Origin of the sequence: Microbacterium oxydans (assembly GCF_000956405.1) — a bacterium.
GTDB classification, from domain to species: Bacteria; Actinomycetota; Actinomycetes; order Actinomycetales; family Microbacteriaceae; genus Microbacterium; species Microbacterium oxydans_C.
The window spans coordinates 79,309-90,799 of the sequence record NZ_JYIV01000028.1 but is presented as its reverse complement, the minus strand read 5'-3'; the positions used below and the strand labels follow the sequence as shown (position 1 = coordinate 90,799).

The following is an 11,491-nucleotide window of genomic DNA, read 5'->3' as shown; positions in this document are numbered from 1 at the left end:
AGGGAGTCATAGCGTTGGGCACCATGGCGCGCACTCGGCGTGCCACGATTCTGGAGTCCCCACCCCATGAGCACCACCGCACGCGCCCAGAAGGCGCCTGACACCCGCGGACCTGTCCGGAAGCTGCTGACGTCGTTCGGCTTCCAGATCCTGGCCGCCCTCGTCCTCGGCGTCGCCGCCGGTCTGATCGGTCGCCAGCTCGGCGCCACCGCGGAGAACCCGAACGGCCTGTCGGCGACACTCGACACGATCGGCAACTCCTACGTGACGCTGCTGCGGGCAGCTGTCGTCCCGCTGATCTTCACTGCCATCGTCGCCAGCATCTCGAACCTCCGCCGCGTGCAGAACGCCGCACGCCTGGCCGGCCAGACGATCCTGTGGTTCGCGATCACCGCTTTCGTCGCCGTGATCATCGGCATCGTGCTCGGCCTCGTGATCCAGCCGGGTAACCGGGCCGGCGAGGGTCTCGAGACCGGCGACCCGTACACGGTCGGCACGTGGTGGAACTTCCTGCTGGGTCTGATCCCGCAGAACTTCCTCGGGCTCACGGTGAGCACCAACCCCGGCGCTGCCGAGGGCACCTTCAGCTCCAGCGTGGGCTTCAACATCCTGCAGGTCATCGTGGTCGCGGCCGTCGTCGGCATCGCGGCGCTCAAGGCCGGCAAGAAGGCGGAGCCGTTCCTCGTCTTCACCGAGTCCCTGCTCAAGGTCATCCAGCGCGTGCTGTGGTGGATCATCCGCATCGCCCCGCTCGGCACGTTCGGCCTCATCGGCTCCGCCGTCATCAAGTACGGCTGGGAGAAGCTGGCGTCGCTCGGCTGGTTCGCCGCCGCGGTCTACATCGGCCTCGCGCTCGTGCTGTTCGTCGTCTACCCGATCCTCGTCAAGACGCACGGTCTGTCGATCAAGCAGTACTTCTCCGGTGTGTGGCCTGCCGTGCAGCTGGCCTTCGTCAGCCGTTCCTCGATCGGCACGCTGCCCCTCACCGAGCGCGTGACCGAGCGCAACCTCGGCGTGCCCCGCTCCTACGCCTCGTTCGCCGTGCCGCTGGGCGCGACCACGAAGATGGACGGCTGCGCCGCGATCTACCCGGCCATCGCCGCGATCTTCGTCGCGCAGTTCTTCGGCATCGAGCTGAACTTCGTGCAGTACCTGCTGATCGTGATCGTCTCGGTCGTCGGTTCCGCCGCCACCGCCGGAACCACGGGCGCGGTCGTCATGCTCACGCTCACGCTGTCGACGCTCGGTCTGCCACTCGAGGGCGTCGGACTGCTGCTCGCGATCGACCCGATCCTCGACATGGGCCGTACCGCGGTCAACGTCGCGGGTCAGGCGCTGATCCCGACCATCGTCGCCAAGCGCGAGGGCATCCTGAACGAGGAGCTGTACAACGCACCGCGCGAGGGTCTGCCCTTCGCCGACGACTCCGGCGACGACGACGCTCCCGAGTCGGACGCGTCTGCCGACAAGGAGCCGGTCAGCGCTCGCTGACCCCCTCGCTCCGCCCCCTCTCCTCCTCGCTCCGCCGAGACCCACGCGCGTCGTCGAGGCCCACGGTCGCAGACGTCTCAGACGATGGGTCTGGGCGACGACGATGGGTCTCGGCGGAGGCGAGGGCGAGGGAGAGGGAGAGGGAGAGCTAGAGCGTCAGGCGCGGCTCTGTTGACGGGTGGCGCCGCGCGTGTCGAGCGCCAGCTCCTCGGCATCCATGGCGGCGATGAGCTCCCGCATCACCTCTTCGTCGAGATTGCCGGCGTCGCGCTCGGCGAGGAGGATGTCGCGGCGCACCTGCAACCACCCCCTGGACAGCGCGACGAGGTCGTCGTAGGAGGGCCGGGTCACGGCGTCCTCGACCTTCTGCGCCTCGTCGGTGTCCTTCTCGACCCGGGTCATGCGCTTCGTGAACGCGTCGAACACGCTCAGATCGACCTCGCCGTACTTCGCCTCCCACTCCACGCGCTTCTCGGCGAGATAGGCCTTGCCGGCTTCGCGGCTCTTCTCCCGCACTTCCGCGAGAGCGGCCTCGTCCTCCGCCTCATCCGCGTCGCGCTCGATGCCGAGACCACGGATCAACATGGGCAGCGTGAGCCCCTGCAGCAGCAGCGTGCCCACCGTGACGATGAACGCCACCACCACAATCGCGTGGGATGCCTCGGTGTCGAGGGTCGCGAGGTCGGCCGCCGCCACCGCGATCGCCAGCGTCACCACCCCGCGCATACCGGCCCAGGAGATGACGGCGCTGTCCTTCCACGTGAGGGTGAGCCCCGCCATCTGCTCCCGCACGATGTGGCTGCGCAGTTCGTCCGCCGTGTAGTTCCCCCAGCGACGCGAGGTGCGATGACGTTTCTCGAACTCCCCGGATTCCACGCCGCGATCCCAGCGTTCGAGACGCTTGCGGTCCTGGAAGTTCGACCACGCACTGGTCGGGTAGATGTACAGCGGTCGCACGATGACCACCACGAGCAGCACTGCGCCGGAGAGCAGCAGGATCTGTCCGACGGACTCGCTGCCGAGGTCGCTGAGCACCCGGGGGAACTGCAGCCCGATGTAGGCGAACACGAAGCTCTCCAGGAGCAGATCGGCCGAGAGCCACAGCGGCTTCTCCTGTTGGCGCGTCGTGTAGTCGGTGCGCGGCGAGTTGTAGCCGACGTAGAGTCCCATCGCCACGACGGCGAGGACCCCGGATCCGAGCAGGTGCTCGGCAATCGCGTAGGCGCCGAACGGGGCGAGCAGCCCGAAGGTGCCGATGACGACCGGATCGCTGATGCGCATGCGCAGCTGGTGCAGGATGATCCCGAAGACGAGTCCGACGGCCACGCCGACGCCGACAGCCAGCAGGAACTGCCCCACACCGCCCCACACCGAGACCGTCGCCCCGGCGAGGATCGCCGCGAACACCCGGTACAGGGTGAGCGAGGTCGCGTCGTTGATGAGGCTCTCGCCCGAGAGCACGGTCATGATGCGTCGGGGCAGTCCGAGCCGACGACCGATCGCCGCGGCGGACACCGCGTCGGGAGGAGCGACGATCGCGCCCAGCAGCAGTGCGCCGGGAAGCGTGAGCGAGGGCAGGATCCACCACGCGACGAACCCGACCGCGAGTGCTGTGAGCAGCACGAGCCAGATACCGAGGCGGCGGATCTGCGGCAGGCTGCGCTTGAACCCCACGAAAGAGACATCGAGCGCGGCCGAATACAGCAGCGGCGGCAGCACGAGGCTCAGGAGCACATGCCCGTCGATGTCGAGATCGGGCACGAACGGGAGGAACGACGCAGCGAGCGCGACCACCGTCACCAGCAGTGGGGCAGGCCATCCGCGCCACCGCGCGAAGGCGGCGACCGCGACCGAGCCGACGAGGACGTAGAAGATGCCTGCTTCCATGCCTCAACGGTAGTGGTCGGGTCCGATGGACGGCCGGCCACTTCGCCTCGTCGATCAGTCGGTGGAGCGGCGACCTCTCCCGCGCTGAGCATCGAGAGCCTCGCGGAGCTGCTCGTTGCGCACCTGCAGGTCGTCGTTCGCGTCCTGCAGATCGAGCATCCGGGCGATCCCGGCGATGTTCACGCCGTCTTCGCGCAGTGAGGCCGCTCGCCGCAGCCGTTCGATGTCGTCATCGCTGTAGCGGCGGGTTCCGCCTTCGCTGCGGGCGGGGGTGAGCAGGCCCTTGCTCTCGAACAGGCGGAGCGTCGCCTCGGGGAGCTCGACCAGCTGCGCTGCGACGGCGATGCCGTAGAGCGGCGTCCGGCTGTCACGATGCGGCATATGGTCACCCCTGAGGTCGGCAGGATTCGGAGTTGCAAACCTAACACGAGTTGTCGTATAAAAAATCTATAGCCATGGTGCAGATCCGCTGCACCACAGATTCGCCCGTCAGGGCAGCACGAAAGGAGAACCTCATGGCACTGACCTTCGATCCCTTCAGCCAGCTCGATCGCTTCGCCGCGAGCGTGCTGGACTCCGTTCGCGCTCCCCGGCCGATGCCGGTGGACCTGTTCCGCGACGGAGACCGCTATGTGCTCCACGCCGACCTTCCAGGAGCCGATCCTGGCTCGATCGACGTCGACCTCGACGGCGGTCAGCTCACGATCCGCGCGCAGCGCACCCCCGACACCCGTGACGGTGTGCGCTGGCTCGCCCGGGAACGCGGATCCGGCTCCTTCCTGCGGCAGTTCTCGCTCGGCGAGGGCGTCGACCTCGACGGCATCAGCGCCTCGTATGAGAGCGGTGTACTGTCCGTGATCATCCCGGTGAGCGAGCGCGCGAAGCCGCGCAAGATCACAGTGGAGTCCGCTGATCAGCGCGAGGCGATCAACGCCTGACGCACCGATCATGGCCTGACGAACGGTGGGGGGCGGCGCGGCCGTCGCCCTCCACCCCGCCGGGCACTGAACACGACCGGGCGAACCGGGTGAGACAGGGAATGACGACGCCTGCGGACGCGTTGGAACAGGGGATGCCCGATACAGCTCTCTCCGTCCTCGACCTCGTCCCGGTTCGCACCGGCCAGACCAGCGCAGAGGCCGTCGCCGCCTCGCTCGCTCTCGCGGAGGTCGCCGACCGCCTCGGCTATCGCCGCTACTGGTTCGCCGAGCACCACAACATGCCGTCGGTCGCGTCGACCACTCCCCCGGTGCTGATCGCCGCCGCAGCCACCCGCACCTCGCGCGTGCGCCTGGGCTCGGGAGGCGTGATGCTGCCCAACCACGCGCCGCTCATCGTCGCAGAACAGTTCGCGGCGCTCGAGGCGATCGCGCCGGGACGCATCGACCTGGGCCTCGGCCGCGCCCCGGGAAGCGACCCGGTGATCACGCAGCTGCTCCGCGGCTCGGGGACCACGAGCGACGTGGAACAGTTCCCGCGCCATGTGCAGGACATCGCCGCTCTCCTCTCCAGCGAGGGAGCCGCCCTGCGCTTCACCTCCGGCGGGGAGTACACGGTGCGCGCCACGCCGGCCGCGACCGGAACCCCCGAGGTCTGGCTGCTCGGATCGAGCGACTACTCGGCCCAGCTCGCCGCATCGCACGGACTCCCCTACGTCTTCGCGAACCACTTCTCGGGGCAGGGCCTCGAACGCGCGCTCGACCTCTACCGCACGGGATACCGTCCCAGCGAAGAGCACCCGGAGCCGCGCACCTTCCTCACGGTGAACGCCGTGGCGGCGCCGACCGCGGAAGAGGCCGAGGCCCGTGCGCTGCCGCAGCTGCGGATGATGGCGCGCCTGCGGCTCAACCAACCCCTCGCCGCGCTCGAGACCGTCGAGCAGGCAGTGTCTGACGTGACCGATCCCGCGACCGACGAGGTCGTGCAGGCCGCCCGCTCTCGCTGGTTCGTCGGCACCGGTGCGAGTGTCGCGACCGAGGTGCGCGCCTTCGCCGAGCGTCACGGCGTCGACGAGGTCATGCTGTCCCCCGTGGCCGGTGCGTACGACGCCGAGCCGAAGGACGTACCGACCGGACGCGCGCAGACCCTGGAGCTCATCGCCGCCGCTCTCTGAATCGACGATGGCGGGCGCTTGTCAAGCCCTGGCCTTCCGGGGCGGGCAGGCGTAGCCTCGGCGGCAGAGAGAGGGGTTCGACGATGAGCACGACGAAGACACTCGCACTCTGGGTGGCCTACGGACGCAACGGCGTCGTGGGCAGCATTCGCCACGACGAGGACGGCTATACGGTCACGATGGTCGGGGCCGACGCGACGACGGGCACCTACCCGAGCCTCGCCTCGGCGAAGGGTGCGCTGCATTCGCACATGACACCGGGCAGCGACTGGCCGCGCTTCCAGGAGCATTGAGCGGCTCGACGACCTGACGGACGGGGAGTCAGGACTCCGGTTCGCCGGAGAGGATCCCACGGAGCCAATCGCGCGCCTCGACGAACACGTCGTCCGAGTAGCGGTCCGGGTACTGCACGATCTGACGGTCCGCGCGCGGGTACGACCCGAGGAACACGACGCGGGGGCTGAACCGGCGGATGCCGAGCAGCGCATCGGCCATGCGCTCGTGCTCGATGTGGCCGTCGGCGTCGATCACGAACCGGTAGCGACCCAGCTCATCGCCGATGGGCCGCGACTCGATGAGCGACAGGTTGATGCCGCGAGTCGAGAACTGCTCGAGCATCTCGAGGAGCGATCCGGGGTGGTCGTGCGGGAGCTCGACGATCAGGGACGTCTTGTCGGCCCCGGTCGGTTCCGGCGAACGAGTGGTGCGTGTGACGAGGACGAAGCGGGTCACGGCCTGCGCGTTGTCGCCGATGCCCTCCGCCAGCACATCGACGTCGTAGTGGTTCACGATGCCGGGCGCCGCGATGGCCGCCTGCGCGGGAAGTGTGCCGTCGAGGACTCCGATCGCGGAGGCGACGTTGCTCGATGCGGGCACGTGCGAGTGCGATGGCAGGTGCGCGCCGAGCCAGCCGTGGCACTGCGCGTAGGCGACGGGGTGCGCCGCGATGACCTCGACCTGGTCGAGCGTCGTGCCACGCGGGGCGACCAGCACGAAGTTCACCCGCACCAGGTACTCCCCGATGATGCGCAGACCGGGGAGGGTAGCCAGAGCGTCCTGCGTGGTGGACACCCCGCCCTCGATCGAGTTCTCGATCGCGATCATCGCGGCATCGCTGCGCCCCTCGAGCACATCGGCGAGGGCCTCGCCCACGTTGTGCACAGGGCGCCAGTCCTGACCGCGGGCCTCCGCCACCTGATCGAGTGCCGCCTCCGTGAAGGTGCCGGCAGGGCCGAGATAGCTGTAGGTGCGGCGTTCAGTCACGGGTTTCACCTTAGGGGACTTGCCGGTGCATGCGGACCCTGATGAACGTCAGCGCCTCTCTGAGAGCTCTCGGGAGAGATCGAGCTCACGAAGAACGTACGACTGGGCGACCGACTCGGTGAGGTAGTAGGCGTAGAAGATCGCGGCGGCCTCGTCAGCGGTGAACACCTCATTCGAGAACACACGCACGGCACGCGTGGTGTTGATCGGGATCAGCACCGTCGTCCCGTCGGGGGCTTCCCGACGGCCCACCGAGTAGAGGTGCCCCTGCCCATCCGCTCCTGGGAGCCGCACCTCGACCGTGATCCCGTCCATGGAACCCGCGGCTTGGATGAACGAGTCGCCGGCGTGGTCTCGGAAACCGACGATGCTCTCCGGATCGGCTCCCCGCCAAATGCTGTAGGTATGTCGCTTCACCCCATCCAGCATCCCCAGTATCCGCCGCAGCTGGTCGGGAACTGGACGCCGTTGGTCAGACAGCCAGCTCATCTGGACACCATCGTGCTGCTGAGCAAATGGACCGTACTTCGTCATGACAGAACCTCTACTTCTACGCGTGTGATGACGATTTCCTCACCGTCGAGAATGCCGCGAGCACGAGTGCCGCTGTTGATGGCCTCATCGAACTCTCGCTGCGGGCTGTCCGGCCGGAGATAGTCCTTCAGGCGGGAATCGAACAGGATCACGATTCCGGTGTAGGTGTTCTCGCCGTCGTCGTTCTTCATGAGCCCCGAGAACACGCGACTGCCGTACGGCGGATCTTCATCTTCGCGCGCGTGCGACAGGATTTCCGGAGCGATGCTGCCGTTGTCCCTCAACCGGTCTTCGCTCCGCCGCGATCGTGAAGGGGGAGTCATGTCTCTTCTTCGCCCTCGGGTTGCGGCCAGCTCATGTCGAGCTCGCGCAGGACATACGGCTGAGCGACCCTGTCGGTGAGGAAGTACGTGTAGAACACCACAGCGGCCTCGTCGGCGGTGAACACCTCGTTCGGGTACACCCTCGTGCTGTGGCGACCGTCGTCCCAGTGGATCACCTCGGTCGGCTCCCGCTCGTAGTCACCCCCGGGCCTGCCGATCGTGTACTGATGAGGAGTGCCATCGGGATCGAGAGAGCGGACCTCGATCGTGAGGGCTTCCGCCGTCCCCGCGCACTGCATGTACTCGTCGTTGAACGGGATGCTGTCCAGGAGGTCAGAGCCCTCGGGCGCACGCCAGAGACTGTAGGCCCAGAACGACGAGGCATTCATGCCGTTCAACGTGGCCCGGAGTTGTTCTGCGTAGGGACGGACATAGTCCACGAAAGGCCCGCGGCTCTCCCCATTGATCTGGTCGATGTGTGTAGGGGTGTTCATTTCACTGTCTCCAAGATCACTCGGACAATACGGATCTTCTCACCGTTGAGGATTGCGGTGGCCGGTCGTTCCGGGCTGACCGTGCTATCGAAACTCGCTTGAGCCGCGCTGCGACTACCGGTTCCTCCCTTGATCTCGATGGCGGTGTACGTGCCGTCGGCGTTGCGGAACAGACCGTCGAAGTATCGAGACTGGTCGAAGGCGGCACCAGGCCGCCGAAGCCCCTCGATCGTCGCGCGAACTTTGTCTCGGATGACTTCGACGCGACGCCTTTCTGCAACCCGGTCGAGTCCGATCTTCTCCGCATCGACCCAGGGTCGCTGACCATCGCCGTTGTACTCGCCGCGTACGTTGCGCCCGCCATATATCGGATGCGGTGCACGCGCGGAGGCGTCCGCCGCGGTCTCGCTCATCCATCGGCCGGCGGCGAGACCGGCCGCGGTGAGGCCGGCTGCGGCGACTCCCGCACCGGCCCAGGCCAGACCACCGCCGGGCACGGTGCCGACGCCCGTGACGGCGAGGGCACCCCCGCTGCCGAACATGATGCCGCCGCCGACCACCATGGCGACGCCACCGAGCATCTCGAGGATGATGTCGGGGTGCTCCCACAGGGTCTGCCCGGCGACCTGGAGCGCCTCCCACGTCGCTCGGAAGGGCTGCACCACGGCGACATCGATCGCGGCCAGCGCGAGGGTCTGCCTCATCTCCTCGCCGGCCTCTTCCTCGGTCAACGGCATCCGCGCCGCATCCGCCGCTTCGTCCAACCGATCCGCGCACTCGCGGGCGAAGACGTCCAACGTCATCCGCGCGTTGAACAGCACGTCCTGCGCCTCGTCATGCGCGGCCGCTGACGGATCCACGAACGGCACATCCGCCTCGGCGCCCCGCAGCCCGAGGCCGATGCGCAGCTCCCGCACGTGTGCCTGATGCGCGGCCAGCGCCGTGGCCGCCTGCTGCTCGGCCTCGTTCCACAGGGCGATCGCCCTGGCCGCCTCGTCCTGCGCCCACTCCAACGCGTCCGCCCAGGTGAACAACGCGCGCGCACCGGCGCCCAACCACTCGCCCGCGTCTTTCCAATGCAGCAGCTGACGCTCGAATCGCTCCAGATACGCGGAGTAGGCGTCACCCCGCCAGGTACCGCCATCGTCGACCGTGGACAGCCCATCGCGCACCCGATCAGCCGCCGCGCCACGCGCCTTCCACTGTTCCGCCGTGGTCCGCACCGACGCCACGGATCCCGGCACGAGGTCCACCGCCGACTGCGTCTGGCCCAGCTCCATCACAGGCCCCAGATCATCGCGTCGAGCTCCGCCTTGGCAGCGTCGTCACCGTCGTCGAACACCCGCGCGGTCTGATCGATGCGGTCTGCGAAGTCGTGCGAGTCGGTCGCCCGCGCCGACAGGCCGCGCGACCACGCAGAACGGAAGTCGGAGCCCGCGGCGATGACGCCGTCGTGTCCGGCACGCGTGGGCGCTTCCATGTCGAGCGGCGCGAGGTCGCGTATCACACGACGCACCTTCTGCGCCATCGCCCGCAATACGTCGGTGTCGACGTCGAAACCCTGGGACACGGTGCCTCCTCCGCGAAGAACGAACGTCATTGACTTCGTCTGTGCAAGGTTACGCCACACATGAGGACACATGCAGTATTCTGCTGCGTGCTCCTCTCTCGCCGGAGAGATGACTTCCCGGATGCGGTCGCGTCCAACAGGGGGCAGACTGAGAGGATGAGCAGCCGTGCCGGCCTCCCCGCGGAGGAAAGTGACCTGATCGATGTCGACGAGCTGATCGCCGCGTACTACGACCGCACACCGAACCCCGACGTGGCGGCGGAGCGCGTGGTGTTCGGCACCAGCGGCCATCGCGGATCCTCGCTGTCGAACAGCTTCAACGAGAACCACATCCTCGCCACGACACAGGCGATCGTGGACTACCGCGACGCGCAGGGGATCACCGGTCCACTGTTCCTCGGACGCGACACGCACGCGCTCTCTCTCCCCGCGGAGCGCAGCGCTATCGAGGTACTGCTCGCGAACGGCATCGATGTGCGCGTGGACTCCCGCGACTCATGGGTGCCGACCCCGGCGCTCAGCCACGCGATCCTCACCTACAACCGCGGCAAGGCGGCGGACGACCCCGGTCGAGCCGACGGCATCGTCGTCACCCCCTCGCACAACCCTCCGCGTGACGGTGGATTCAAGTACAACCCCCCGCACGGCGGGCCCGCAGACACCGACGCCACGAGCTGGATCGCCGACCGGGCGAACGCGCTGATCGCGGCAGGGCTCGAGGGCGTGAAGCTGGAGCGCTTCGCCGACATCGACTGGGATTCGCTCACCGGCTACGACTTCCGTGACGCCTACGTGCGCGACCTGCCCTCGATCATCGACATCGACTCGATCCGCAGCGCCGGTGTCAGCATCGGCGCCGACCCGCTGGGCGGGGCCTCCGTCGAATACTGGTCGCTGATCGCCGAGATGCACGACCTCGACCTCACCGTCGTCAACCCCGAGGTCGACCCGACGTGGCGCTTCATGACGCTCGACTGGGACGAGAAGATCCGGATGGATCCGTCGTCTCCCTCGGCGATGGCGTCACTGGTCGCGAAGAAGGGCTCCTACGACGTCCTCACCGGGAACGACGCCGATGCCGACCGTCATGGGATCGTGACTCCGGATGCCGGACTGATGAATCCGAACCACTACCTCGCGGTCGCCATCGACTACCTGTTCTCGCACCGGGAGGGGTGGCCCCGCGACGCCGCGATCGGCAAGACGCTGGTCTCGTCCATGATCATCGACCGCGTCGCCGAGTCGCTCGGAAGGCGCCTGCTGGAGGTGCCGGTCGGATTCAAGTGGTTCGTCCCCGGCCTGCTCGACGGCTCCGTCGCGTTCGGCGGAGAGGAGTCGGCCGGTGCCTCGTTCCTCCGCAAGGACGGCTCGGTCTGGTCGACCGACAAGGACGGCATCCTGCTGTGCCTGCTGGCCGCCGAGATCATCGCCGTCACGGGGAAGACTCCCTCGGAGCGGTACCGCGAACTGGAGACCGCCTTCGGAGCCTCGGCGTATCAGCGCGTCGATGCGCCGGCCACTCCGGAGCAGAAGGCGACCCTCGGCAAGCTCGCCCCCGAGGCGGTGACGGCGACCGCGCTCGCCGGCGAGGACATCACGGCGAAGCTGTCGCACGCTCCGGGCAACGGCGCGGCGATCGGCGGCCTCAAGGTGCAGACCGAACACGCCTGGTTCGCCGCTCGCCCCTCGGGCACGGAGGACGTCTACAAGCTCTACGCCGAGAGCCTGCGCGGCCCCGAGCACCTCGCCGAGGTGCAGGCCGAAGCACGCGCCGTGGTCTCCGCCGCGCTCGGCGACTGACCAGACCTGACCGTCG

General features: G+C 68.0%; 13 protein-coding genes. 5 read left to right on the top strand and 8 right to left on the bottom strand.

Annotated elements, in window-relative coordinates; genetic code table 11:
- Window positions 1–66: 66 nt before the first annotated feature.
- Complete coding sequence (locus RN51_RS12930; RefSeq protein ID WP_082066588.1) at window positions 67–1,491, top strand: dicarboxylate/amino acid:cation symporter; 1,425 nt, start codon at window positions 67–69, stop codon at window positions 1,489–1,491.
- A 156-nt stretch (window positions 1,492–1,647) separates the two neighbouring features.
- On the opposite strand, the gene RN51_RS12925 is transcribed toward RN51_RS12930, so the two are convergent.
- On the bottom strand, window positions 1,648–3,378 hold the full coding sequence (locus tag RN51_RS12925) for a cation:proton antiporter (protein WP_045264471.1): 1,731 nt from the start codon (window positions 3,376–3,378) through the stop codon (window positions 1,648–1,650).
- A gap of 54 nt (window positions 3,379–3,432) precedes the next feature.
- Window positions 3,433–3,759 carry a MerR family transcriptional regulator gene (locus tag RN51_RS12920; protein ID WP_045264470.1) on the bottom strand — a complete coding sequence of 109 codons (327 nt, stop codon included), beginning with the start codon at window positions 3,757–3,759 and terminating at the stop codon, window positions 3,433–3,435.
- Between the two features lie 134 nt (window positions 3,760–3,893).
- Here RN51_RS12920 and RN51_RS12915 point away from each other — a divergent pair, with 134 nt between their 5' ends.
- The 3 genes from RN51_RS12915 to RN51_RS12905 all read left to right on the top strand — a co-directional run bounded on the left by RN51_RS12915 (window position 3,894) and on the right by RN51_RS12905 (window position 5,784).
- A complete protein-coding gene (locus RN51_RS12915) occupies window positions 3,894–4,316 on the top strand; it encodes an Hsp20/alpha crystallin family protein (protein ID WP_045264469.1) in 423 nt (140 codons plus the stop codon).
- Window positions 4,317–4,450: 134 nt separating this feature from the next.
- Window positions 4,451–5,491, top strand: a complete 1,041-nt coding sequence (locus RN51_RS12910) for an LLM class flavin-dependent oxidoreductase (RefSeq protein ID WP_045264468.1) — start codon at window positions 4,451–4,453, stop codon at window positions 5,489–5,491.
- 83 nt (window positions 5,492–5,574) lie between these two features.
- Window positions 5,575–5,784 (top strand): hypothetical protein, encoded by a 210-nt coding sequence (locus RN51_RS12905; protein WP_045264467.1) that lies wholly within the window; start codon window positions 5,575–5,577, stop codon window positions 5,782–5,784.
- Between the two features lie 28 nt (window positions 5,785–5,812).
- Here RN51_RS12905 and pheA read toward each other — a convergent pair whose 3' ends face one another.
- The 6 genes from pheA to RN51_RS12875 are packed head-to-tail and all read right to left on the bottom strand — an operon-like array spanning window position 5,813 to window position 9,675.
- Entirely contained in the window at window positions 5,813–6,763 is a 951-nt protein-coding gene (pheA, locus tag RN51_RS12900; RefSeq protein ID WP_045264466.1) for a prephenate dehydratase, read from the bottom strand.
- 39 nt (window positions 6,764–6,802) lie between these two features.
- Window positions 6,803–7,243, bottom strand: a complete 441-nt coding sequence (locus tag RN51_RS18050) for a hypothetical protein (protein WP_197073254.1) — start codon at window positions 7,241–7,243, stop codon at window positions 6,803–6,805.
- Window positions 7,244–7,284: 41 nt separating this feature from the next.
- Window positions 7,285–7,611, bottom strand: coding sequence for a hypothetical protein (locus RN51_RS12890; protein ID WP_156149181.1), 327 nt, complete (start codon window positions 7,609–7,611; stop codon window positions 7,285–7,287).
- Window positions 7,608–8,105 (bottom strand): hypothetical protein, encoded by a 498-nt coding sequence (locus tag RN51_RS12885; RefSeq protein WP_045264464.1) that lies wholly within the window; start codon window positions 8,103–8,105, stop codon window positions 7,608–7,610. Before RN51_RS12885 ends, RN51_RS12890 begins: the two co-directional genes overlap by 4 nt.
- The gene (locus RN51_RS12880) at window positions 8,102–9,385 is read right to left on the bottom strand and encodes a putative T7SS-secreted protein (RefSeq protein ID WP_045264463.1); all 1,284 of its coding nucleotides are present in this window, start codon (window positions 9,383–9,385) and stop codon (window positions 8,102–8,104) included. The genes RN51_RS12885 and RN51_RS12880 overlap by 4 nt, the downstream gene beginning before the upstream one ends.
- A complete protein-coding gene (locus RN51_RS12875) occupies window positions 9,385–9,675 on the bottom strand; it encodes a hypothetical protein (RefSeq protein WP_156149179.1) in 291 nt (96 codons plus the stop codon). Before RN51_RS12875 ends, RN51_RS12880 begins: the two co-directional genes overlap by 1 nt.
- A gap of 156 nt (window positions 9,676–9,831) precedes the next feature.
- On the opposite strand from RN51_RS12875, the gene pgm reads away from it, so the two are divergent.
- Window positions 9,832–11,475, top strand: a complete 1,644-nt coding sequence (gene pgm, locus RN51_RS12870) for a phosphoglucomutase (alpha-D-glucose-1,6-bisphosphate-dependent) (protein WP_045264461.1) — start codon at window positions 9,832–9,834, stop codon at window positions 11,473–11,475.
- Window positions 11,476–11,491 lie beyond the last annotated feature (16 nt).

Excerpts from the sequence above, each read along its gene's own strand:
- RN51_RS12930 (WP_082066588.1), top strand. The coding sequence starts at position 67 with ATGAGCACCACCGCACGCGCCCAGAAGGCGCCTGACACCCGCGGACCT.
- RN51_RS12925 (WP_045264471.1), bottom strand. The coding sequence starts at position 3,378 with ATGGAAGCAGGCATCTTCTACGTCCTCGTCGGCTCGGTCGCGGTCGCC.
- RN51_RS12920 (WP_045264470.1), bottom strand. The coding sequence starts at position 3,759 with ATGCCGCATCGTGACAGCCGGACGCCGCTCTACGGCATCGCCGTCGCA.
- RN51_RS12915 (WP_045264469.1), top strand. The coding sequence starts at position 3,894 with ATGGCACTGACCTTCGATCCCTTCAGCCAGCTCGATCGCTTCGCCGCG.
- RN51_RS12910 (WP_045264468.1), top strand. The coding sequence starts at position 4,451 with ATGCCCGATACAGCTCTCTCCGTCCTCGACCTCGTCCCGGTTCGCACC.
- RN51_RS12905 (WP_045264467.1), top strand. The coding sequence starts at position 5,575 with ATGAGCACGACGAAGACACTCGCACTCTGGGTGGCCTACGGACGCAAC.
- RN51_RS18050 (WP_197073254.1), bottom strand. The coding sequence starts at position 7,243 with ATGAGCTGGCTGTCTGACCAACGGCGTCCAGTTCCCGACCAGCTGCGG.
- RN51_RS12890 (WP_156149181.1), bottom strand. The coding sequence starts at position 7,611 with ATGACTCCCCCTTCACGATCGCGGCGGAGCGAAGACCGGTTGAGGGAC.
- RN51_RS12885 (WP_045264464.1), bottom strand. The coding sequence starts at position 8,105 with ATGAACACCCCTACACACATCGACCAGATCAATGGGGAGAGCCGCGGG.
- RN51_RS12880 (WP_045264463.1), bottom strand. The coding sequence starts at position 9,385 with ATGGAGCTGGGCCAGACGCAGTCGGCGGTGGACCTCGTGCCGGGATCC.
- pgm (WP_045264461.1), top strand. The coding sequence starts at position 9,832 with ATGAGCAGCCGTGCCGGCCTCCCCGCGGAGGAAAGTGACCTGATCGAT.